Source organism: Streptomyces sp. NPDC000134 (genome assembly GCF_042899225.1).
In the GTDB taxonomy this organism is placed as follows: domain Bacteria; phylum Actinomycetota; class Actinomycetes; order Streptomycetales; family Streptomycetaceae; genus Streptomyces.
The window spans coordinates 37,482-58,788 of record NZ_JBIAZN010000009.1 but is presented as its reverse complement, the minus strand read 5'-3'; the positions used below and the strand labels follow the sequence as shown (position 1 = coordinate 58,788).

19 protein-coding genes and 1 pseudogene are annotated in these 21,307 nt (G+C 74.7%); 9 read left to right on the top strand and 11 right to left on the bottom strand.

Annotation, left to right across the window (positions count from 1 at the left end; all coding sequences use genetic code 11):
* Nucleotides 1–129 precede the first annotated feature (129 nt).
* Nucleotides 130–534: pseudogene (locus ACFY32_RS15165) on the bottom strand (hypothetical protein); the annotation flags it as partial.
* A gap of 791 nt (nt 535–1,325) precedes the next feature.
* Here ACFY32_RS15165 and ACFY32_RS15160 point away from each other — a divergent pair.
* From ACFY32_RS15160 to ACFY32_RS15150, 3 genes are all read left to right on the top strand, one after another.
* On the top strand, nt 1,326–1,457 hold the full coding sequence (locus ACFY32_RS15160) for a hypothetical protein (RefSeq protein ID WP_359202058.1): 132 nt from the start codon (nt 1,326–1,328) through the stop codon (nt 1,455–1,457).
* Between the two features lie 16 nt (nt 1,458–1,473).
* Nucleotides 1,474–2,238, top strand: a complete 765-nt coding sequence (locus ACFY32_RS15155; RefSeq protein WP_359202056.1) for a hypothetical protein — start codon at nt 1,474–1,476, stop codon at nt 2,236–2,238.
* Between the two features lie 185 nt (nt 2,239–2,423).
* Complete coding sequence (locus ACFY32_RS15150; RefSeq protein WP_390674420.1) at nt 2,424–3,161, top strand: hypothetical protein; 738 nt, start codon at nt 2,424–2,426, stop codon at nt 3,159–3,161.
* Nucleotides 3,162–3,251: 90 nt separating this feature from the next.
* Here ACFY32_RS15150 and ACFY32_RS15145 read toward each other — a convergent pair whose 3' ends face one another.
* Nucleotides 3,252–3,737: a hypothetical protein gene (locus ACFY32_RS15145; protein WP_359202052.1), complete on the bottom strand. Its 486-nt coding sequence runs from the start codon at nt 3,735–3,737 to the stop codon at nt 3,252–3,254.
* Nucleotides 3,738–4,091: 354 nt separating this feature from the next.
* Here ACFY32_RS15145 and ACFY32_RS15140 point away from each other — a divergent pair, with 354 nt between their 5' ends.
* A complete protein-coding gene (locus ACFY32_RS15140; protein WP_390674419.1) occupies nt 4,092–4,757 on the top strand; it encodes a class F sortase in 666 nt (221 codons plus the stop codon).
* Nucleotides 4,758–4,784: 27 nt separating this feature from the next.
* Here the strand turns inward: ACFY32_RS15140 and ACFY32_RS15135 are convergent, their stop codons facing one another.
* Nucleotides 4,785–5,615 carry a polysaccharide deacetylase family protein gene (locus tag ACFY32_RS15135; RefSeq protein ID WP_359202048.1) on the bottom strand — a complete coding sequence of 277 codons (831 nt, stop codon included), beginning with the start codon at nt 5,613–5,615 and terminating at the stop codon, nt 4,785–4,787.
* Nucleotides 5,616–5,755: 140 nt separating this feature from the next.
* Between ACFY32_RS15135 and ACFY32_RS15130 the strand changes: the two genes are divergently transcribed.
* Nucleotides 5,756–6,220: a universal stress protein gene (locus ACFY32_RS15130; RefSeq protein ID WP_359202046.1), complete on the top strand. Its 465-nt coding sequence runs from the start codon at nt 5,756–5,758 to the stop codon at nt 6,218–6,220.
* A gap of 6 nt (nt 6,221–6,226) precedes the next feature.
* Here ACFY32_RS15130 and ACFY32_RS15125 read toward each other — a convergent pair whose 3' ends face one another.
* Nucleotides 6,227–7,378 carry a CapA family protein gene (locus tag ACFY32_RS15125; protein ID WP_359202044.1) on the bottom strand — a complete coding sequence of 384 codons (1,152 nt, stop codon included), beginning with the start codon at nt 7,376–7,378 and terminating at the stop codon, nt 6,227–6,229.
* Between the two features lie 230 nt (nt 7,379–7,608).
* Here ACFY32_RS15125 and ACFY32_RS15120 point away from each other — a divergent pair, with 230 nt between their 5' ends.
* Both ACFY32_RS15120 and ACFY32_RS15115 read left to right on the top strand, forming a co-directional pair.
* On the top strand, nt 7,609–8,154 hold the full coding sequence (locus ACFY32_RS15120) for a sigma-70 family RNA polymerase sigma factor (RefSeq protein WP_359202042.1): 546 nt from the start codon (nt 7,609–7,611) through the stop codon (nt 8,152–8,154).
* A 146-nt stretch (nt 8,155–8,300) separates the two neighbouring features.
* Nucleotides 8,301–8,798, top strand: a complete 498-nt coding sequence (locus tag ACFY32_RS15115; protein WP_359202040.1) for a hypothetical protein — start codon at nt 8,301–8,303, stop codon at nt 8,796–8,798.
* Nucleotides 8,799–8,849: 51 nt separating this feature from the next.
* Here ACFY32_RS15115 and ACFY32_RS15110 read toward each other — a convergent pair whose 3' ends face one another.
* Complete coding sequence (locus tag ACFY32_RS15110) at nt 8,850–9,713, bottom strand: Fpg/Nei family DNA glycosylase (protein WP_390674418.1); 864 nt, start codon at nt 9,711–9,713, stop codon at nt 8,850–8,852.
* Between the two features lie 42 nt (nt 9,714–9,755).
* Nucleotides 9,756–11,843: a SpoIIE family protein phosphatase gene (locus ACFY32_RS15105; protein WP_390674417.1), complete on the bottom strand. Its 2,088-nt coding sequence runs from the start codon at nt 11,841–11,843 to the stop codon at nt 9,756–9,758.
* 126 nt (nt 11,844–11,969) lie between these two features.
* Here ACFY32_RS15105 and ACFY32_RS15100 point away from each other — a divergent pair, with 126 nt between their 5' ends.
* Entirely contained in the window at nt 11,970–13,391 is a 1,422-nt protein-coding gene (locus ACFY32_RS15100) for a lipase maturation factor family protein (protein WP_390674416.1), read from the top strand.
* Here ACFY32_RS15100 and ACFY32_RS15095 read toward each other — a convergent pair.
* From ACFY32_RS15095 to ACFY32_RS15080, 4 genes are read right to left on the bottom strand one after another with little or no spacing between them, the layout of a single operon-like run.
* On the bottom strand, nt 13,379–14,206 hold the full coding sequence (locus ACFY32_RS15095) for an amidohydrolase family protein (protein WP_359202033.1): 828 nt from the start codon (nt 14,204–14,206) through the stop codon (nt 13,379–13,381). The two genes, ACFY32_RS15100 and ACFY32_RS15095, sit on opposite strands and share 13 nt — an antisense overlap.
* The gene (locus tag ACFY32_RS15090) at nt 14,203–15,183 is read right to left on the bottom strand and encodes an aldo/keto reductase (protein ID WP_390674415.1); all 981 of its coding nucleotides are present in this window, start codon (nt 15,181–15,183) and stop codon (nt 14,203–14,205) included. Before ACFY32_RS15090 ends, ACFY32_RS15095 begins: the two co-directional genes overlap by 4 nt.
* Nucleotides 15,180–15,935: an SDR family oxidoreductase gene (locus tag ACFY32_RS15085; RefSeq protein WP_359202029.1), complete on the bottom strand. Its 756-nt coding sequence runs from the start codon at nt 15,933–15,935 to the stop codon at nt 15,180–15,182. Before ACFY32_RS15085 ends, ACFY32_RS15090 begins: the two co-directional genes overlap by 4 nt.
* The gene (locus tag ACFY32_RS15080; RefSeq protein ID WP_390674414.1) at nt 15,932–17,272 is read right to left on the bottom strand and encodes an enolase C-terminal domain-like protein; all 1,341 of its coding nucleotides are present in this window, start codon (nt 17,270–17,272) and stop codon (nt 15,932–15,934) included. Before ACFY32_RS15080 ends, ACFY32_RS15085 begins: the two co-directional genes overlap by 4 nt.
* A gap of 175 nt (nt 17,273–17,447) precedes the next feature.
* Here ACFY32_RS15080 and ACFY32_RS15075 point away from each other — a divergent pair, with 175 nt between their 5' ends.
* Nucleotides 17,448–18,173, top strand: coding sequence for a FadR/GntR family transcriptional regulator (locus ACFY32_RS15075; protein ID WP_390674413.1), 726 nt, complete (start codon nt 17,448–17,450; stop codon nt 18,171–18,173).
* A 5-nt stretch (nt 18,174–18,178) separates the two neighbouring features.
* Here ACFY32_RS15075 and ACFY32_RS15070 read toward each other — a convergent pair whose 3' ends face one another.
* Nucleotides 18,179–21,193: an alpha-mannosidase gene (locus tag ACFY32_RS15070; protein WP_390674412.1), complete on the bottom strand. Its 3,015-nt coding sequence runs from the start codon at nt 21,191–21,193 to the stop codon at nt 18,179–18,181.
* Nucleotides 21,194–21,307 lie beyond the last annotated feature (114 nt).

The following is a 21,307-nucleotide window of genomic DNA, read 5'->3' as shown; positions in this document are numbered from 1 at the left end:
ACTGCCTGCGGCACGTGCCGTACGAAAACACGGGAAAAGGACCGTTCCCTCCTGCCGGGGCCGAGGGGTCGGTCGGTGGCCGGTGCGCCGGGGCGGGCCCGGGGAGGGCTACTGCTTCTTCGGCGCGCCGGCCGGCTTCCCGTCGGGCGCGACGGCGTACCACGCCCCGCCGACGCCCTGGCCCTCGACGTCACCGGCCTCGGTGTCCTCGGCGTGGCGGTACGCCGGCCGGCCGCCGATGGCCGGTTGCCCGGTGCCGTCGGCGCGGGTGACCTCGCCGAGCAGCTCCTCGTCGATGCCCTCGCCCGCGGGGGCGGGGGCGGGGGCGCTCGCCGACTGCCGGGCGCCGGCGCCCAGGTTCTTGCCCGCGCCGGCGCCGGTGCCGATCTCCCCGAGGTCTCCGGGCGCGGCCGTGGCGCCCACGTTCCGGCCGCCGCTGTCGGCAGTGCCGTCGTCCTGACCGCGCGCCGTCGTCAGCACCGGCACCGCCGCGGCGCTCGCCACGGGTGCGGCGTTCCGCCACGAGGAATTCATCGTCTCGCTCTCCCTGCCTGGGACGGGTATCGCGGCGCTTCGCCGAGCCGCCGCCGCACGGCATGGGGTACGGACGCGGGTGCGGGTTGTGCTCAACGGGCCGGGGAATTCCCGTGGCCGTTTCCAGGCCCGCCCGAAGGCGGGATTGTAGAGAGATTCGGGGATGCTGGTAGCCCGCCGTCCCTCCTTCGGAGTAATCGGCGGCAATCGAGGCGCCACCCGGCCCGGCAGGCCCCATGCTCTGCGTCGTGCATGGACCCGAACCGACCCGATCCGCCTGCCCCGGACGGGCGTTGGCCCTGGTGACGCTGACGTTCGCGCTCGCCGGCGCGCCGGCCGGCCTCGCGGAGGCGCACGCCTGCGCGCACGTGTCGAACGGCCCGGACGGCAGCGGAGCCACGGCGGTCGCCGGGAGCGGCACCTGGCCGACCTTCCCGCCGTGCCCGAAGCCGCCCCCGCCGCCACCGCCGTGCCCGCCGCCGCCGAAGCCGACGCCACCGCCACCGCCACCGCCGAAGCCCACCCCGCCGCCGAAACCGACCCCACCGCCCAGCCCGACCCCGACACCCACCCCAACCCCCACGCCCACGCCCACTCCCACCCCGACCCCGCCACCACCGTCGACCTCGCCGCCCCCCGCGCGTCCCACGCCCGCGCCCGAACCACCGGCCCGGCCGGTCCCCCCGTCCCCCACCCCGTCGGAGACCGTCGCCCCGACCCCGCGGCCCCCGTCCCGCACCCCGGCGCCCCCGCCGGCCGCCGCTCCTACGCCCCGGCCGTCCCTGACCCCGGTGCACTACCCGCGGCACCGCGCCGCCCAGCCCCGTCAGCGCGCCCCGCAGGGCGCCACCTCGCCGCTGGTCTTCGTCCTGCTCATCACGCTCCCCGCGCTGATCGCCGTCGTCGCGCTGCGTCCCCGCTGATCCCTGGAGGCACCCCTTGCCGGAATGGCTTGTTCTCACCCTCGCGATGCTGGCCGCCTGTGCCGTCGTGGTCGTCATCACCCTCGTCCGGCACCGACGGGCCGCCGAGGACGAGGACACCACCGAGACACCGGACGTCATCGAGTACATGACGATGTGGATCGGCGTCATCTACGCCATCGTCCTGGGCCTGGCGATCGCCGGGGTGTGGGAGGCCCGCAGCGCCGCCCAGGACCACGTGCAGGCGGAGGCCGTCGCGCTGCACGAGATCTCCGAGCGGGTCCGGGTCTATCCGCCCGAGATCCGTGACCGGATTCGGGACGATGTCAATGCCTATGTCGGACACGTCGTCACCACCGAGTGGAAGGCGATGTCCGAGAAGGGCGAGGTCACCGAGCGCGGCGGCGAACTCTTCGACCGCATCCGCGCCGACGTCACCGACTACGAACCCGCCAACGACTTCGAGGCCCAGGCGTACCAGCCGCTGGTGGACCAGGTCACCGCCGCCGACCAGGCACGCCTGTCCCGGGCGGACTCGACGGGGGCCACCATGCCGGGGGTGGTGTGGTTCGGGCTGATCATCGGGGCCGTGGTCACCATCGGCATGGTCTTCGCCCTGCAGATCCGGCGCACACCGCGGGAACTGATCCTCGCGGGGGTGTTCTCCGCGCTGATCGCCTTCATGCTCTTCCTGATCTGGGACTTCGACGCGCCCTACAGCAGGGGCCTGTCGGCGTCGGCGGACCCGTTCCTCAGCCTCTTCCCGGGCGTCAAGGACTGAGCCGCCGCCGGGGGGCGGCGCGCCGTCGGCGTCCCCCGGGCGGCCCACCGTCTTGCCCCGTTCGCGCGACTGCGATCGCGCCGCCGGGCGCGCCTTCCTAGCGTTTCGGGCAGCGAGGTGCATGTCCGGCATGAGCGGAACAGGTCCGCCGCTGCTCCTCGGGACCCGGAGGAACCATCATGCGCATGCGCGCGATACCCGCCGCCGCGGCCGCACTGCTGGGCGCCTGCGCCCTCACGGCCGGCGTGCCCGCCGCCGGCGCGGCCGTCCTGGGCGACCTCACGCCGTTCGGTTTCAGCGTCGAGCCCGCCACCGTCCCGCCGGGCGGCGAGGTCACCCTGAAGGTGGACCGCGACGACGGTGGCTGCAAGGGCCCGGCGGAGGTCTCCTCGCCGGTCTTCGACACGGTCACCGTCCCGCGCGGGCGGTCGGCGGCGACGGCGGTGGTCGACCGGGACGTCGAACCCGGGGACGTGTACCAGGTGGCGTTCACCTGTGACGGCGCCAGCGGCACCACGAGCCTGACCATCGCGGGCCACTCGCCCAGTCCGTCCCCCAGCCGCTCGACCCCCAGCCCCTCGGCCCCCGCGCCCAGCCACCCCGGCCACGAACAGCCCACACACTCGGACCACCCGCAACAGCCGCAACGCCCGGAGCACCAGCAACAGCCGCAACGCCCGGAGCACCAGCAGCAGCCGGAGCCCCCGCAACAGCCGCAGCACCCGCAGCACCCGGATTACCCGCAGCAGCCCGAGCACCCGGAGCACCCGGAGCACCCGCAGAAGGGCGTGCACGCCGGTGAGGGCGGCACCTTCGCGGACCTCGACCTCGGGAAGGTCGGGTTCGGCGCGGTGCTGATCGCCGGGGCGATGGGAACGGCTCACCACCTCTCGCGCCGGCGCACCGGCGAGGACGACGCCTGACGGCCGCCGCACCACAGGGCTTCGCCCCGGACCCGCAGGAGGTCCGGGGCGAAGCCCTGTGACGTGGGGGGCGCCCGCCCCCGGTGGGGGTCAGGCGCGCCGCTCGGACCGGCGGCGCATCCAGAACAGGCCGCCGCCCGCGACCGCCGCCGCCACCAGTCCGCCACCGACCGCCATGTCGGCCGGCGTGGCACCGCTGGAGCTGCCGCCGCCGATGCCGCCGTGCACACCGCCGATGACGGTGAAGGCGGCCGGGCGGGTCAGCGTCCGGCCCGAGCAGTTGACGGTGATGTCGTACGAGCCGGGGCGGGCGTGGCTGTTGATGGTGGCGATGCCTTTCGAGGTCTCGTTGGCGCCCCTGACCGGCGTCAGCGGGGTCGTGGGGAACGCCGGTGAGGTCATCGTGCCGCCGTGCGGGCAGCCGTCGACCGTGACGGTCAACTGGCCGCCCCGGGCGATGACGCTGGGCAGGGCGACGATGTTGCTGGGCGTGTCCCAGGCGGTGGCCGTGGGGGCGGCCAGCCCGAGGACGGCGACGGCGGCGCCTGCGGCCGCCAGGGCACGAGAGGTACGCATGTGATCCTCCGCGGAAGACGCCCCGGGTCCCGTCCCCGGTGGATCGGCGAGAAAGCGTCTCCCAGAAAGACCCTCAGTTGCGGTGGCGGGGGCCGCATTTCGGCGCTGGTCCGTCCTGGTGAGCGCCATTCCCGCGGCGGAACCCCGGGAGCGGATATCGCCGCAGGTCACGGTCTGTCAGAAACGTTCTTTCCGGCGCGCCTCGGATGGCGCACCGGACGGGTCCGGGCGGGTCCGGGCGGTGGTGCGGGCCACCCGTTCGCTTCCGCCCCGTCGCCGGTCGGCGGCGCGGCGCTTAGCGTGCTGCGTATGCGCGAATGACAGGGCGACGGCCGTGTCGAGAGGGGATGTCGAATGTCTGCGTCCGAGCTGGCCGAAGCGGAGGAGCGGCAGAGGAAGCGCGCTCCCTGGGGCGTGATAGCGCTTGTTCTGCTGACCGGCCTCGCGCTCATTCGCAATGGTTCCGGGGAATTCGACGTGGGCCCGCCCCAGCCCGCGTCGGCCGCCGCCTCGGACAGCCCGCGGGCCGTGACCGCCCCGGCCGCCGAGGACGCGCGGCCGCTGCCGTACGCCGTGCCCGCGCGGGTGCGGATCGAGGCGATCCAGGTGGACGCCCCGGTGATGGCGGTCGGGCTCGACGCGGACGGCTGGGTGGGGGCGCCGCCGCCGGAGGACCCGAATCTGGCGGGCTGGTTCACCGGCGCGGTGTCGCCCGGGGAAAAAGGCACCGCGGTCGTGGTCGGCCATGTCGACAACAAACAGGGCCCCGCCGTCTTCTACGGGCTGGGGGCCCTCAAGCAGGGCAACACGGTGGAGATCGCCCGCGAGGACGGAAAGACCGCGGTGTTCGAGGTATACGGGATCGAGGTCTTCGCGAAGGACGACTTCCCCGGCGACCGGGTGTACGCCTCGAAAGGCGCCCCGGAACTGCGGGTCATCACCTGCGGCGGCGGATTTTCCAAGCAGAACGGTTACGCGGGCAATGTCGTCGCCTTCGCCCGCCTGACCGGGGTCCGCTGAGCGGAGTCCCGGCCGGGCGGTCGCCTCTCACGCGTCCTGCCGCCGGGGCACGGTGAGGTGGTAGCCGGAATCCAGCAGCCCGGGGAGATAGGAACGCAGGGCGCGCACGCTCTGCGAACGGTCGCCCCCGGCGTCGTGCGAGAGCACCACGACGCCGGGGGCGGCGCCGTCCTCGACCCGGTCGACGATGGTCCGGGTGCCGGGCTCGGTCCAGTCCAGGGTGTCGACGGTCCAGGCGAGCGGCTCCATGCCCAGTTCGGCGCCGAGCTGGAAGGCGGCCCGGTTCCACGCCCCGTACGGGGCCCGGAACCAGCGGGGCGGTTCGCCGTAGGCGCGGTCGACGATCTCGCTGGTGCGCTCCATCTCGCTGCGGATACGGCGCCTGCCGAGGCGGGTGAGCAGCGGGTGGGACCAGGTGTGGTTGCCGACCACGTGGCCCTCGTCGGCCATCCGGGCCAGCAGGTCCCGGTTGTTCTCGGCCATCTCCCCGCAGACGAAGAACATGGCGCGGACCTGGTACTCGGCGAGGGTGTCGAGGATGCCGGGGGTGTAGCGGGGGTCGGGTCCGTCGTCGAAGGTCAGCACCATGGTGCTGCCGCGTCCGGAGAGGTTCAGCAGCGGCTCGCGGCGTACCGGGAGCCGGGCGGGCGCGGCACCCGGCGGGCCGTACCCGGTCAGGGGCCGGAGCCGGTAGGCGGAGGGCTGGAGGGCGCGGTGCGGCCCGGGGCCGGGGGCGGGGGGCCGGACCGGCTCGTGCGCCGGGACCACCCCCGGCGCGAGCGCGGTCCCGGCCGCCCCCACGGCGGCGACGCCGGCCAGCAGGGCCCGGCGCCGCGTGAGCAACTGATCCTTCGTCATGACTCATCAGTCGCCCGGCGGCGGCCCGACCCACCAGTACGGCACCGGAGCGGCGGCACGGTTTCACCCGCCCGGCCCAATCGCCGGGTCCCGGCGGTCCGGGGGAAGAGGTCCCGGCCCGTTCCGATAGCCTCCCTGCCGTGACGGAACAGCAGCAATCCCCTCGGTTCGAACGCGGCACCGACGGGCCGAAGGTGATCGTGGTCGGGGTGGACGGCTCCGCCTCCTCGCTGCGCGCGGCGGCCTACGCGGGCGGGCTGGCACGGCGGCAGGGGGCGTTGCTGGCCCTGGTGTACGTGCAGCCGGTGATGGCGGCGGGGGCGGCGCTGGGGGCGCCGGTGGCGGAGACGACCGACGAGATCGCCGAGGAGCTGGTGGCGCAGATCCGGGAGGCGACCGAGCGGGCCAAGGGGATATTCGATGTGCGCTGGGAGTTCCACACCTTCCGCGGCGACCCCTACAACGGGCTGGTGCGGGCGGCCGACGAGCTGACGGCGGACGCCGTGGTGGTGGGCGCCTCGGAGCAGGCCGGGCACCGGCTGGTGGGGTCGGTGGCGGTGCGGCTGGTGAAGACGGGGCGCTGGCCGGTCACGGTGGTGCCGTAGTGCCCGCTACTCCCCCATCAGCAGGCCGTCCCGGGCGGCGCCCCGGGCGAGGACCACGTCCCGGATGCGGTCGCGCACGGCGCGCAGGTCGGCGCCCCGGGCGATCGCGCGGTTGAGGTTCACCACCCGGCCGGCGTCGACGTCGAACAGGTGCGGGACGAACTCGGCCTTGGTGACCTCCCAGCGTCCGCCGGGCCGGGCGGGCGGGGAGAAGGTGAAGCGGCCCACCGTGGACTGGTTGCCGCGCGGGTCGCGCAGCCCCTGGTCGTTGATCATCTCGCCGGCGACCTGGTCGCCCATCCCGTAGACCACCCAGGTGCCGTTGACCTTCTCGTACGCCTGCGGGACATGGGCGTGGGTGCCGATGATCAGGTCGATGTCGGGGCGGCCGGCGGTGCGGGCGGCGGTGAGGGTCCGGGCCAGGCCGGTCTGCTGTTCGTCGGGGTCGTCCTGCCACTCGGTGCCCCAGTGCAGGGAGACGACGACCACGTCGGCGCCCGCCTCGCGGGCGGTCCGGGCGTCGGCGAGGACGCGCTGCTCGTCGGTGATGCCGACCGCCCAGGGCTGGTCCTCGGGCGGGTCGGCGGAGTTGACGCCGTAGGTGTAGGCGAGGTGGGCGACCCGGGCCCGCTCGGTGCGCAGGACGGTGACGGTGCGGGCCTCCTCCTCGGTGCGCGCGGTCCCGGCGTGCCGCAGGCCGGCCCGGTCCAGGGCGTCCAGGGTGCGGCGGATACCGTCGGGGCCGTCGTCGAGGCTGTGGTTGGAGGCGGTGGAGCAGCCGTCGTAGCCGGTGGCGGCGAGACCGGCGGCGACCTCGGGCGGGGACTTGAACAGGGGGTAGCCGGAGTAGTCGCCGGGGGCCCCGTAGACGGTCTCCATGTGGCACAGGGCGAGGTCCGCGCGGGCCACGACGGGGGCGGCGCCGGCCAGCATGGGGCGGAAGTCGTGGCCGGTGCCGCCGGCGTCGTAGCGGGCCCGGTCGATGATGGAGCTGTGCGGGAGCACGTCTCCGGAGGCGACCAGGGTGAAGGCGCCGGTGGCGGCGCGGGAGGGGGCCGGGCGGCCGGGCGGCGGCTCGTGCTCGCGGGCCTGGCAGGCGGCGCCCGCGGCGAGGACGACGGTCAGGGCCAGGGCCGTCTGCCGGCTGCGTGTGATCATCCGTTCACCCCGATCTGATCACGCACGGATCAATTAATCGCATTTACACACAAACAGGAAAAGAGAAACGACACGTCCCACGCGGCTCCGACACGCGCATTGGCCCGTCCGGTACCGCCGGAGGGCGTCCGCGACCGTTCGTCGGACCGTTCGCCGACGCGATCGACCGTCCGTCGCACACCCGCGCCCGCGCCCTGTCCCCGGCGGGCCCCCTGCGATGCCATACGGCCATGACGGCCGGAACCACCCTCACCGAACGGACGACCGCCGAGCACGAGCTGGCCACGCTCCAGCGGGAGCACGGCAGGCCGCTGTTCGCGCTGCTGCTGCGGCTGTGCGACGGCGACCGGCAGCGCGCCGAGGACCTCGTGCAGGAGACCCTCGTACGTGCCTGGCAGCACCCCGAGGCGCTGCGCGCGGGCGGCTTCGACTCCGTACGGCCCTGGCTGCTGACCGTGGCCCGGCGGCTGGCGATCGACGCGCGGCGGGCCCGGCAGGCACGCCCCGCCGAGGTCGGCGACGCGGTCCTGGAGCACGCCCCCGTCTGCGCCGACCACGCCGAACGGGCCGCCGCCGCGCTCGACGTGCGCGAGGCTGTGAAGACTCTCACGCCCGAGCACCGTGACGTCCTGGTGCTCGTGTACTTCCGGGGGGCCAGCGTGGCGGAGGCGGCGGCGGCGCTGGGCATTCCGCCCGGTACCGTGAAGTCCCGCGCGTACTACGCGTTGCGCGCCCTGCGCAGAGTGTTGCCGGGATACGCCGCCGACCTGCGGTGAAACCGGCCGCTCGGTCAAGCCTCCGTAAAGCGCCTTGCCGTGGACCCCCGTTGGGTAATCGGCTGTCCTCATCCGTGTTCCGGACGGGGTCCTCGGCAGGGCCCGGGGTGGGGCGAGGCGCACGCACCGGAGGAAGGCAGGAAGGGATGCTGCACAGAGGTCAAGAGGGCACGGACGGCGGCGGTGGACTGACCGTGCCGATGGCGTGGCTGTACGCCGAGTACATCGCCGACGAGCTGCTGCGCAGCGGCGACCTGATGCCGCCGACGTCCTTCGAGTTCCGGGCCGGCCGGGACGCGCTGGCCCTGACCGTCTTCCTCTCCGACCCCGGCGGCGGGCTCTGCGGCATCGAGGTCGTCTCCCGGCTGGAGACCTGGCTCTCCCTGACCGCCTACGACCAGCCCTGGCAGGAGTGGGTGCGCGAGAAGCTGGCCGAGGCCGCCGCCGACGCGGCCGGCCGGCCCTGCCCCGACCTGGAACTGGCCCGCGCGGCCTGGCGGTGGCTCCAGGACACCGAACTGCTCGCCCCGGACCTCAACGCGGTGCCGGGCGGGGCCGGCGGCGAGGACGAGGGGCCCAAGGTGTGGACCCCGGCCTGGCAGTTGGGACTGCCGCTCGGCCATCTCGCCATCCACCTGTTCTAGGACTCCCCCCGGCGGGGGTTTCCCTCCCGGCCGGCGCGGGGTGCGGCCGGGTCACTTCAGCAGCCGGGACAGCCGCCGGTCCGCCAGCGGTCTGCCGCCGGTCTGGCAGGTCGGGCAGTACTGGAGGGAGGAGTCGCTGAAGGAGACCTCGCGGACGGTGTCGCCGCACACCGGGCAGGGCTGGCCGGCGCGGCCGTGCACCCGCAGGCCGCCCTTCTTCTCGGCCTTCAGCTTCCCGGCCGCCACGCCCCGGGAGCGCTCGACGGCCTCGGTGAGCGTGGCGCGCAGGGCCGTGTAGAGGGCGCCGGTCTCCTCGGGGGTGAGCGAGGCGGCCAGTTTGAAGGGGGACATCCGGGCGGCGTGCAGGATCTCGTCGCTGTAGGCGTTGCCGATCCCCGCGATCAGGCCCTGGTCGCGCAGGGCGCCCTTGAGCTGCCGCCGTTCGCCGTCGAGCAGGGCGGCGAAGCGGGCCTCGTCGAAGTCGTCGGCGAGCGGGTCCGGGCCGAGCCGCGCCACCCCGGGCACCTCGCCCGGGCCCCGCACGACGTACACGGCGAGCCGTTTCTGCGTGCCCGCCTCGGTCAGGTCGAACCCGGCGCCGGTGGCGAGGGCCACGCGCAGGGCGAGGGGGCCCTTGCCGGGGCGGGGGACGCCGTCGGGGAGGCGGTCCTTCCAGTGCAGCCAGCCCGCGCGGGCCAGGTGGACCACCAGGCGGGGGCCGCCGCCGGTCTCGACGTCGAGGAACTTGCCGTGCCGGTGCACGGCGGCGACCGGCCGGCCCTCCAGGGCGGTCGGCGGCGGGTCGTAGGTCTTCAGGACGCTGATCGCCACGGGCAGCACCCGGACGATCTCCTGGCCGGTGAGGTGCTCGGTCAGGTACTCCCGCAGCGCCTCGACCTCGGGCAGTTCTGGCATACGTCCAGGGTGCCACCCGGCGCCCGGACCGCACGGCGGGCCTCAGTCCCGGCGGACCAGGGCGAACTCCGACCACACGCACTTGCCGCCGCCCCGGGCCTCCACGCCCCAGCCGTCGGCCAGCGTCTCCACCAGCAGCAGGCCGCGCCCGGAGACGCCGGAGTCGCCCGCGTCACGGCGGCGGGGCAGGGCGCTGGAGGAGTCCTCGACCTCGACGCGCAGCTTCTGCCCCGGGCCGGTGAGGGCCCGGACGGTGACGACGGCGGAGCCCTCGGTGTGCATCAGCGCGTTGGTGATCAGTTCGTCGGCGACCAGCTCGATCTCGTCGCCCTGGTCCGCGGCGCCCCAGGCGCGGACCGCGGTGCGCACCATGCGCCGGGCCTCGGTGAGCGCCTCGGGGTCGCCGGGCGCCACGTGCTGGCGGAGCCGGCCGCCGGTCCGCGCGGCCTCGGGGGCGCGGCGGCGCAGCAGGAGCAGCGCCATGTCGTCGTCGCCGCCGCGCTGCCCGGCGGTGTCGATGAGCAGGTCGGCGAGGTGCCCGACGTCCTCGGGGCCGGTGGCGACCGCCTCGGCGAGGGCGCGGGTGCCCTCGCCGAGATCGGTGCCGGGCTGTTCGATCAGGCCGTCGGTGCACAGCAGCAGCGTGCAGCCGGGGTCGAGTTCCAGGGTGCCGACCGGGTAGGTGAGGCAGCCGAACTCGGCGGACAGGCCCAGCGGCAGCCCGCCCTCGACCGGGACCCGGCGGCAGGTGCCGTCGGCATGGCGCACCAGCGGGTCGATGTGCCCGGCGCGGACCACCTGGACCACTCCGGTGGCCAGGTCGGCCTCGGCGTACAGGCAGGTCGCGAAGCGGTCGGTGTCGAGTTCGTCGAGGAAGACGGAGGCGCGGGCCATGACGGTGGCCGGGGTGTGGCCCTCGGCGGCGTAGGCGCGCAGCACGATCCGCAACTGGCCCATGACGGCGGCGGCGTGCGTGTCGTGGCCCTGGACGTCGCCGATGACCGCGCCGACCCGGCTGCCGGGCAGCGGGATCAGGTCGTACCAGTCGCCGCCGATGCCGCGGCCGAGGGAGCCGCCGACTCCGGCGGCGCGGTAGCGGACGGCGACGTCGCAGCCGGGGACGCTGGGGATGGTGCGCGGCAGCATCGCCTGCTGGAGGCCGGCGGCGAGGTCCATCTCGCGCTCGTACAGCATGGCCCGCTGCAGGCTCTGGGCGATGCTGCTGCCCAGGGCGACGAGGATGTCGCGGTCCTCGGGGGAGAAGCCGCGCCGGTCGCTGTAGAGCAGGCCCATCGCGCCGATCGGGCGGGCCTGCGCGATCAGCGGGAGGTAGGCGGCGGAGGTGATGCGCAGGCCGGCCAGGTGCGGCCAGAGCACCGGGTAGCGCTCGGCGAACTCCTCCGGCGACTCGATGTAGCGGGGGCTGAGGGTGCGCACGGCCTCGCTCATCGGGTAGGGCTCGTCGATCCGGGTGACGCGGGTGCCGGGGACGAAGCTGTTCTGGGGGCCGTCGGCGACCAGCCGGATGCGGCCGGCCTCCACCAGGCCCATGACCAGGCTGGTGGCGCCCAGCCGGGTGAGGCCGTCGGTGTCCCTGAGCACGTCGATGACGTCGTCGACGGTGCGGGCGTGCGCGAGGGCGGCGGTGGCGGTCCGCACCACGTCGGTGCGCCGGCGGCGGGCCGCGTGCCGGGCGGCCTGGTCGCGGCGCTCCGCGATCTCGCCGAGTTCCGCGGTGGCGTCGCGGACGATGCCGACGATCCGGCACGGCCGGCCGGCGGCGTCGCGCCGGATGTAGCCCTGGGTGTGGGTCCAGCGCAGGCTGCCGTCGCGGCGGCGCAGTCGGAAGTAGGTGCCGTAGTTCTCGCTGCCGTCCTTCATGGCCCGCGCGACCAGCGCGTCCAGATGGCTGCCCTCGGCGCGCGGCACGCGTACCCCGAGGGACTCCACGCGGCCGTCGTACTCCTCGGGACGCAGGTCGAAGACCTCCAGGGCCTGGGCGTCCATGTGGAACAGGCCCTTCTCCAGGTCCCAGTCGAAGCTGCCCATGCGGTTGAGCGCCAGGATGGGGTCCGGGTGGGCGGGCCGGTCGTCCGGGAGTGACCGGGCGCTCGCTCCCCGATCCGTCATGAGCCCCACCTTGCCAGTGTTTGTCCGATTCTTCGACCCATTCGGATTCTTCGACCCGTTCGGCCGGTCGGGCGGCGGGGAGGGTACCCGTCGACCGGTACGGAACGAACAGAGGAGCACGCGGCCGTGGAGTGGTTCACCGCACCCGACTACTGGCTGAGCAGGCTGGTCTTCCAGAAGGCGCTGGCCGCCGTGTACCTGGTCGCCTTCCTGACGGCCGCCCTGCAGTTCCGCGCGCTGATCGGCGAGCGCGGGATGCTGCCGGTGCCCCGGTTCGTGGCCCGGGTGCCGTTCCGGCGGGCGCCGAGCCTGTTCCAGTGGCGGTACTCCGACCGGTTCTTCGCGGGCTGCGCCTGGGCGGGCTGCGCGGTGGCCGCGGCGCTGCTCGCGGGCGTGGACGGGCTGGTGCCGCTGTGGGCGGCGATGCTGCTGTGGCTGGTGCCGTGGGCGCTGTACCTGTCGGTCGTGAACGTCGGGCAGACCTGGTACGCGTTCGGCTGGGAGTCGCTGCTGCTGGAGACCGGGTTCCTCGCCGTGTTCCTCGGCAACGACGAGGTGGCGCCGCCGGTCGTGGTGCTGTTCCTGCTGCGCTGGCTGCTGTTCCGCGTCGAGTTCGGGGCGGGGCTGATCAAGCTGCGCGGCGACGAGTGCTGGCGGAAGCTGACCTGTCTGGAGCACCACCACGAGACCCAGCCGATGCCGGGCCCGCTGAGCTGGTTCTTCCACCGTCTGCCCCGGCCGCTGCACCGCGCGGAGGCCGCCGCCAACCACGTCACGCAGCTCGTGGTGCCGTTCCTGCTGTTCACCCCGCAGCCGATCGCCTCGGCCGCCGCCGCGCTGATGATCGTCACCCAGGTGTGGCTGGTGCTGTCGGGCAATTTCTCCTGGCTGAACTGGATCACCATCGTGCTGGCCTGCTCGGCGGTGGAGTTCCCGGCCGGCCCGCCGGCCGCGGGTGCCGCGCCGCTCTGGTACGAGGTGCTGGTCCTCGCGGTGTCCGCGCTGCTGCTGGCGCTCAGCTACCGGCCGGCCGCCAACATGCTCTCCCGGCGCCAGGTGATGAACCGCTCCTTCGACCCGCTGCACCTGGTCAACACCTACGGCGCGTTCGGCAGCGTCAGCCGGGTCCGCCACGAGGTGGTGATCGAGGGCACCGCCGACGAGGTGCCGCGCGAGGACGGGGACTGGCGGGAGTACGCGTTCAAGGGCAAGCCCGGTGACCCTCGGCGCTGGCCGCGCCAGTTCGCGCCGTACCATCTGCGGCTGGACTGGATGATGTGGTTCGCCGCCCTGTCGCCCGCCTACTCGGGGTCGTGGTTCGGGGCTCTGGTGGAGAGGCTGCTGGAGAACGACCGGGACACACTGAAGCTGCTGCGCCGCTCCCCCTTCCCGCCGGACGCCCCGCCCCGGCACATCCGCGCCCGCCTCTTCCGCTACCGGTACACGACCTGGCGGGAGCTGCGGGAGACGGGCGCCTGCTGGCAGCGGGAGTACGTCCGGGAGTACCTGCCGCCCACCAGGCTGGCGGGGCCGGTTCACAGGCGGTAGACGCGGGTGGCGGTGGTGTCGAGGACGCGGGTGTGCTCATCGGGCGCGGTCAGTTCGCGGACCAGGCGCAGGGTCTCGCCGTACGGTGCCCTGGCCGTGCACACCGGCCAGTCGGAGCCGTACATCAGGCGGTCGGGGCCGAACGCCTCCAGGGCGACCGTCACGTACGGGCGCAGGTCGTCGGCGGTGTGGTGGGGGCCGGCCTCGGTGAGCAGGCCGGAGAGCTTGGCGACGGTGTTGGGGAGGGCGGCCAGGGCCCGCAGGCGGGTGGCCCAGGGTTCCAGGGCGCCGTCGGCGATCGGCGGTTTGCCCAGGTGGTCGAGGACGAAGGTGAGCTGGGGCAGCGCGGCGGCGGCCCGGACGCAGGCGGGGAGCTGGTGCGGCAGGACGACCAGGTCGTAGCCGAGCCCGGCGTCCGCGACGGCCGCCAGCCCCCGCAGCACGTCCGGCCGCAGCAGCCATCCCGGGTCGGGCTCGCCCTGGACCTGGTGGCGGACGCCCTTGAGGTACCGGCCGCCGGGCAGCGCGCGCAGCTCGGCCAGTCGCTCGGCGACGTCGGGCCGGGTGAGGTCGGTCCAGCCGACCACGCCGGCGATCAGGTCGTGCGCGTCGGCCAGGGCGAGCAGCTCGGGTGTCTCGTCCGGCACGGTCACGGTCTGCACCAGGACGGTGCGGTCGACGCCCGCCGCCCGTGCCTCGGGGGCGAGGTCGGCGACGGTGAAGTCCCGGCGCAGCGGCGCCAGCTCGGGGCCGGTGAGCCAGTCCTGGTCGCGGACGGACAGGTCCCAGACGTGGTGGTGGGCGTCGACGGTCACTCGGGCTCCGGGGCGTGTCCGGGCAGCAGGCCGGTCTCCTTCAGCTCCCGCCAGAACGCGGCGGGCACCGGCGCCGCGAACCGGTCGGCGCCGTCGTGCACCTCGGCCGCCGACCGGGCGCCGAGCAGGACGCAGCCGACGGCCGGGTGGGCGGCGGCGAAGGCGAGGGCGGCGGACCGCAGGGTGGTGCCGTGCCGTTCGGCGACCGCCTTCAGGCGCAGGGCACGCTCCAGCAGGGCGGCGGGCGCGGCCCGGTAGTCGTAGCGGGCGCCGGGCGCGGGATCGGCCAGCAGGCCGGAGTTGAAGACGCCGCCGGCGACGACCGTGGTGCCCCGGACCTGGGCGGCGGGCAGCAGGTCGGTCAGCGCGCTCTGGTCGAGGAGGGTCCAGCGGCCGGCGCAGAGCACCACGTCGACGTCGGTGTCGCGGACGAACCGGGTCAGCATCGCGGTCTGGTTCATGCCGGCGCCGATCGCCCCGACGACGCCCTCGGCGCGCAGGCGTTCCAGCGCCGGGTAGCCCTCCCGGAACGCCTGCTCGGCGTGGTCGTCGGGGTCGTGCAGGTAGACGACGTCGACCCGGTCCAGGCCGAGCCGCTCCAGGCTGGCCTCCAGGGTGCGGCGCACGCCGTCGGCGCTGAAGTCCCAGACCCGGCGGTGGCGGGCGGGCACGGCGAAACCGTGGGCGAGGTCGTCGCCCCCGTCCGCGGCCGGCTCCAGCCTGCGGCCGACCTTGGTGGACACGGTGCAATCGGTACGGGGGTACCCGCGCAGGGCCTGGCCCAGGCGGCGTTCGGCCAGGCCGAGGCCGTAGTGCGGGGCGGTGTCGAAGTAGCGCACGCCGCGCTGCCAGGCGGCGGCGACGGCGGCGTGGGCCGCGTCCTCGCCGCCGTCGGTGTAGAGGCCGCCTAGGGCGGCGGTGCCGAGGCCGAGTGCGGTGACCTCGACGCCGCCGCGGCCCAGCCGGACGCGGTTCACCGCCGGTCCGGACGGAGGCGCAGGCCCTGCATCCCGCCGTCGACGGCGAGGGAGGTGCCGGTGGTCGCGCCGGAGAGCGGGCTCGCCAGGTAGGCGACGGCGCCCGCGACCTCGGCCGCGGTGACCAGGCGCCCGGTGGGCTGGCGGGCCTCCAGGGCGGCGCGCTCGGCGGCCGGGTCCTCGGCGGCGGCCAGCAGCCTGCCGACCCACGGGGTGTCGGCGGTGCCGGGGTTGACGCAGGTGACGCGGATGCCGTCGGGGAGGTGGTCGGCGGCCATGGCGAGGGTGAGGGAGAGCACCGCGCCCTTGGTGGCGCTGTAGAGGGCCCGGCGGGGCAGGCCGGCGGTGGCGGCGATGGAGCAGGTGTTGACGATCGCGGCGTGCGCGGAGGCCCGCAGGTGGGGCAGGCAGGCGCGGGTGGTGCGGACCATGCCGACCACGTTGACGTCGTACACGCGGTGCCACTCGTCGTCGGGGTTGTCCTCGACGGTGCCCTGGGCGCCGATGCCCGCGTTGTTGACCAGGACGTCCAGTCCGCCCAGCTCGGCGACGGCGGCGGCGACCGCCGCGCGCACCGAGGCGTCGTCGGTGACGTCGGCGCGGTGGGCGAGCAGCGGGGCGCGGACGCCGGAGCAGTCGAGGTCGAGGACGGCGACCGTCGCGCCGCGCTCGGCGAGCAGTTCGGCGGTGGCCCGGCCGATCCCGGACGCGCCGCCCGTCACCAGGGCCGTCAGCCCGTCGAAGTCGTTCATGCCGCCCTTCCTCCGGTCGGGTCGAGGTCGGCGGCCCAGAAGGTGCCGCCTGGGTAGGTGTACCGGGCGACGGACTCGGGTCTGAGGGCCGCCGAGAAGCCCGGGGCGGTGGGGGCCGCGTAGTGGCCGGCGCGGATCACCACCGGGTCCTGGAAGTGGTCGTGGAGGTGGTCGACGTACTCGATGGCACGGTCCTCGGTGGTGCCGGCCAGCGCCACGTAGTCGAACATCGCGAGGTGCTGGACGAGTTCGCACAGGCCGACGCCGCCGGCGTGCGGGCAGACCGGTACGCCGAACTCGGCGGCCAGCAGCAGGATGGCGAGGTTCTCGTTGACGCCGCCGACCCGGGCCGCGTCGAGCTGGACCACGTCGACGGCGCCGGCCTGGAGCAACTGCTTGAACACGACCCGGTTGGCGGCGTGTTCGCCCGTCGCGACCTTCACCGGGGCGACGGCCCGGCGGATCGCCGCGTGTCCGAGGATGTCGTCGGGGCTGGTGGGCTCCTCGATCCAGTACGGCCCGAACTCGGCGAGCGCCCGCGTCCAGCGCACCGCCTCCGCCACGTCCCAGCGCTGGTTGGCGTCGATCGCCAGCCTCACGCCGGGGCCGATCGCGGCGCGGGCGGTCCGGCAGCGCCGGACGTCGTCCGCGAGGTCGGCGCCGACCTTCAGTTTGATCTGCGTGAACCCGTCGGCGACCGCCTCCCGCGCGAGCCGGGTGAGCTTGTCGTCGTCGTAGCCGAGCCAGCCCGGTGAGGTGGTGTACGCCGGGAAGCCGGTGGCGAGCAGGCGGGCGGCGCGTCCGTCGGCGTCCCGGCGTCCCCGGCGCAGCAGTTCCAGGGCCCGTTCGGGGGTGAGCGCGTCGGTGAGGTAGCGGAAGTCGGCCTGCCGGACCAGCCACTCGGGTTCCGCGTCGGCCAGCAGCTTCCACAGCGGTTTGCCGGCGCGGCGGGCGGCGAGGTCCCACACGGCGTTGACGACCGCGCCGATCGCCATGTGCAGCACGCCCTTCTCCGGTCCCAGCCAGCGCAGTTGGCTGTCGCCGGTGAGGTCCCGGTAGAGGGTGCCGGGGTCGGCGCAGAGCGCGGCGACGGACCGTCCGACCACGTGGTGGCGGAGCGCGTGGATCGCGGCGACCTGGACCTCGTTGCCCCGCCCGATGGTGAAGGCGAAGCCGTGCCCCTCGGCTCCCCCTTCCTCGTCGGTGCGCAGCACCACATAGGCGGCGGAGTAGTCGGGGTCGGGGTTCATCGCGTCGGAGCCGTCGAGTTCCCGCGAGGTGGGGAACCGGATGTCGTAGGTGTCGACGGCGGTGATGCGGGCGTCGGTGTCGGGCACGCGGCTCCTCGGGGGACGGCGACTCGGATGACGGCTCGGGCGACCAGTTCCCGCATACTTATCAGACCACTTCCCCCTGAGAACACCCCACGGACGTCGAAACCCCGCACGGCGCGGTGAAGTGGTCCGACCAGTGGCGTGGCTAGACTGCGCGGACGGCAACAGGAGGAGCGGCATGGACGAGACCCCCGCCGAGGCGGAGACCGGGACCGCCCAGCCGAAGGGCACGGTGACGCAGCGCGCCATCGACCGGATCAAGGCGATGATCGCCCAGGGCCTGCTGGAGCCCGGCCAGAAGCTGCCGACGGAACGGGACCTCGCGGCCCAACTGGGCATCTCCCGCAGCTCGATGCGCGAGGCGGTGCGCGCGCTGACCGTGCTGGGCGTGCTGGAGGCCCGGCACGGCTCCGGCATCTACGTGACCCGCCTGGAGGCCGGCGATCTGCTGGAGACCTTCGGCGTGGTGGCCGACCTGTCCCGGGGGCCGCGTCTGGTGGAACTGCTGGAGGTGCGGCGGGTCCTGGAGTCCACGGCGACCGCGCTGGCCGCCGCCCGGATCACCCCCGAGGCGCTGGCCGGGGTGGAGCGGCATCTGGCGGCCATGGGCGCCACCGACGACCTGGAGGAGATCCTCGCCCACGACCTGGCCTTCCACCGGGAGATCGTGGCGGCGGCCGGCAACACGGCGATGGCCGCGATCCTGGACGGCCTGTCCTCCCGCACCCTGCGCGCCCGGGTCTGGCGCGGCTACCAGGAGCAGGGCGCGGTCGAGCGCACCCGGCGCGAGCACGCCGCGATCCACCGCGCGCTGGCCGCCCGGGACCCGGAGGCGGCCCGGACGGCGGCCGCCGCGCACGTCGGCGAGGTCGAGGAGTGGCTGCGCGCCCGGCTCACCGACTGACCCGCTCAGGCCCGCCGCAGCCGCAGGGTCGTGAGCCGGAACGGCCGCAGCCGTACGGCGATCCGGTCGCCCTCCAGCACGGGCGCCGGTTCCCCGTCGAGCGGGCGTTCCAGCAGATCGGTCACGGTGACGCCGGCCACCGCGAAGTTCGCGGTGAGGGTGGCGCGGGCCCGGCCGCCGTGCGCCTCGTGGCAGCGGACCACGACGTCGCCGCTGCCGTCGTCGGCGAGTTTGACGGCGGTGACCACCACGGCGTCGTCGTCCACCGTGACCAGCGGCGCGACCTCCCGGGCGCCGGTGCGGGACCGTTCGGGCAGGTTGATCCGCCAGCCCTCGCGGACCGCGTCGCCGATGTCCGCGCCCGGCACGAGGGCGTGCCGGAAGCGGTGGACGCCCTGGTCGGTCTCGGGGTCGGGGAAGCGCGGGGCGCGCAGCAGGGAGGCCCGGACGGTGGTGGTCGTACCGCCGTCGGCGCGGACGGCGCGGGTCACGTCGTGGCCGTAGGTGGCGTCGTTGACGACGGCGACGCCCCAGCCGGGTTCCTCCAGGTGGACGAAGCGGTGGTTGCACGCCTCGAACCGGGCCGCCTCCCAGGAGGTGTTGGTGTGGGTGGGGCGGTGGACGTGGCCGAACTGGGTCTCGGACGCGTAGCGTTCGGTGTGCAGGTCGAGCGGGAAGGCCAGCTTGAGGAACTTCTCCCGCTCGTGCCAGTCGACCTCCGTGTCGATCCGCAGGTGCCGCTCCCCCGGTGCCAGGGTCAGCACCTGGGTGACCCGGGACGCCCCGAAGGACCGGACGACCCGCACCGAGCCGCCGTCCTGGCCGGCCGTGACGGAGTCGGCGGCGGTGAGGTCGGCGCCGGTGTTGCGGTAGAAGGCGTCGACGTCCCAGGCGTCCCACTGGTTCGGCAGGTCGGGGTGGAGCTGGAGCAGGTTGGCCGTCGCGCCGGGCGCGACCGTCTCGCGGTCGGCTTCGAGGTCGTACACGGAAGGGACCAGTCCGCGGTCGTCGATCTCGACCCGGAGCAGCCCGTTGTCCAGCACGTGTCCGCCGCCGGGGCGGGCGGTGCGCCGGGTGCGGCCCTCGCGGACGGGGGTGCGGGCGCCGCCCGCCGGGACGCCGGCCCGGGGGTGGGGGGCGGCGTTGAAGACCAGTTCCCGGTCCCCGTCCCCGGCCAGGGCGCGCTGGGCGGCGTCGACGACCGCTTCCAGTTCCCCGGCGAGCCCGGCGTAGGCGGCGCGGGCCTCGCGGTGCACCCAGGCGATGGAGGAGCCGGGCAGGATGTCGTGGAACTGGTGCAGCAGCACCGTCTTCCAGATCCGGTCCAACTCCTCGTAGGGGTAGCGGAATCCGGTGCGTACGGCGGCGGTCGCGGCCCAGAGTTCGGCCTCGCGCAGCAGGTGCTCGCTGCGGCGGTTGCCCCGCTTGGTCCCGGCCTGGCTGGTGAGGGTGGCGCGGTGCAGTTCGAGGTACAGCTCGCCGGCCCACACCGGTGCCTCGGGGTACTCGGCGGCGGCCTTCTCGAAGAAGGCCCGCGGGGTCTCCCAGGTGACCCGGGCGGAGCCTTCGAGGTCGCGCAGGCGGGCGGCCTTGGCGACCATCTCGCGGGTGGTGCCGCCGCCCCCGTCGCCCCAGCCGGTGGGGGCCAGGGAGTGCCTCGCCCGGCCCTTGTCCCTGAAGTTGCGGACCGCGTGGGCGATCTCGGTGCCGTGCATGGCGCAGTTGTAGGTGTCGACGGGCGGGAAGTGGGTGAGGACACGGCTGCCGTCGATGCCCTCCCAGCGGAAGGTGTGGTGCGGGAAGGCGTTCGTCCGGGACCAGGACATCTTCTGCGTCAGCAGGTACTTCGATCCGGCGGCCCTGATGATCTGCGGCAGGCCGGCGGCGAACCCGAAGGTGTCCGGCAGCCACGCCTCGTCGTTCTCGACGCCGAACTCGTCCAGGAAGAACCGCTTGCCGTGCACGAACTGCCGGGCCATCGCCTCCGACCCGGGCATGTTGGTGTCCGACTCCACCCACATCCCGCCGGCCGGCACGAACCGGCCCTCGGCGACGGCCTTCTTCACCCGCGCCCACACCTCGGGCCGGTGGTCGCGCACCCACGCCCACTGCTGGGCCTGGGACATGGCGAACACGAACTCCGGTTCCTCCTCGATCAGCGCGGTCATGCTGGCGGTGGTGCGGGCGACCTTGCGCACGGTCTCGCGCAGCGGCCACAGCCACGCGGAGTCGATGTGCGCGTGCCCGACCGCGCTGATCCGGTGGGCGGAGGTCACGGCGGGCGCGGAGAGGACCCCGGTCAGCTCCGAACGGGCCGCCCGTGCGGTGCCGTTGACGTCCTGGAGGTCCAGGGCGTCCAGCGCCCGGTCCACCGCCCGCAGGATCTCCCAGCGGCGCTCGGCGCCGACGGGCAGCTCGGCCATCAGCTCGCCCAGCACCTCCAGGTCCAGGACGAGCCGCCACACGGTCTCGTCGAACACGGCGAGGTCCATTCGGGCCAGGGTGTACTGCGGTTCGTCGCCGGCGGTCTCCGGGTCGCCGAGCGGCGTCGGCAGGAACGGGCGGGGTCCGAAGACGACCGGGTTGGAGGCGGCCTCGATGTGCAGGCGCACCCGCTCTCCGCCCGCGGCGGGGGCGCCGATCCGGACCCACTGGTTGCGCGGGTTGAGGCCCTTCACCGGGGTGCCGTCGGGCCGGTAGACCAGGCCCTCGCACTGGAAGCCCGGCATGTTCTCGTCGAAGCCCAGGTCGAGGAGGGCCTCGACGGTGCGCCCGGCCCAGGTCTCGGGGACGGTGCCGGTGACCCGAAACCAGCTCGTGCCCCAGGGGGCGCCCCAGCGGGTGCCCACCGCGACGGGCTCGGGTTCGGCGGCCAGTCCCTCGGCGACCGGCACGGGTTCGCCGGGCGCGTGCCACACCGCCACCTCCAGCGGCACGGACTCCGGGTACACGGCGGGGCGGACGCGTTCGTCCAGGACGCGCCCGAGCCGGGCTTCGACCAGACCGCGGTCGTCATGCATACGGCTGCTCCCTGGGGGTGGGGGGACGGGGCCGACGAGGAGTACAGCTCCCCCGCCGCGGGCCGTTCGAACCGCGCGGGGGCCGCGCCCCGGCGGGACCCTCGACGGGAACCC

Bases quoted from the DNA above. Each gene is read 5' to 3' on its own strand.
- ACFY32_RS15150 (WP_390674420.1), top strand. From the start codon at position 2,424: ATGCGCGCGATACCCGCCGCCGCGGCCGCACTGCTGGGCGCCTGCGCC.
- ACFY32_RS15145 (WP_359202052.1), bottom strand. From the start codon at position 3,737: ATGCGTACCTCTCGTGCCCTGGCGGCCGCAGGCGCCGCCGTCGCCGTC.
- ACFY32_RS15140 (WP_390674419.1), top strand. From the start codon at position 4,092: ATGTCTGCGTCCGAGCTGGCCGAAGCGGAGGAGCGGCAGAGGAAGCGC.
- ACFY32_RS15135 (WP_359202048.1), bottom strand. From the start codon at position 5,615: ATGACGAAGGATCAGTTGCTCACGCGGCGCCGGGCCCTGCTGGCCGGC.
- ACFY32_RS15125 (WP_359202044.1), bottom strand. From the start codon at position 7,378: ATGATCACACGCAGCCGGCAGACGGCCCTGGCCCTGACCGTCGTCCTC.
- ACFY32_RS15120 (WP_359202042.1), top strand. From the start codon at position 7,609: ATGACGGCCGGAACCACCCTCACCGAACGGACGACCGCCGAGCACGAG.
- ACFY32_RS15115 (WP_359202040.1), top strand. From the start codon at position 8,301: ATGCTGCACAGAGGTCAAGAGGGCACGGACGGCGGCGGTGGACTGACC.
- ACFY32_RS15110 (WP_390674418.1), bottom strand. From the start codon at position 9,713: ATGCCAGAACTGCCCGAGGTCGAGGCGCTGCGGGAGTACCTGACCGAG.
- ACFY32_RS15105 (WP_390674417.1), bottom strand. From the start codon at position 11,843: ATGACGGATCGGGGAGCGAGCGCCCGGTCACTCCCGGACGACCGGCCC.
- ACFY32_RS15085 (WP_359202029.1), bottom strand. From the start codon at position 15,935: ATGAACGACTTCGACGGGCTGACGGCCCTGGTGACGGGCGGCGCGTCC.
- ACFY32_RS15075 (WP_390674413.1), top strand. From the start codon at position 17,448: ATGGACGAGACCCCCGCCGAGGCGGAGACCGGGACCGCCCAGCCGAAG.
- ACFY32_RS15070 (WP_390674412.1), bottom strand. From the start codon at position 21,193: ATGCATGACGACCGCGGTCTGGTCGAAGCCCGGCTCGGGCGCGTCCTG.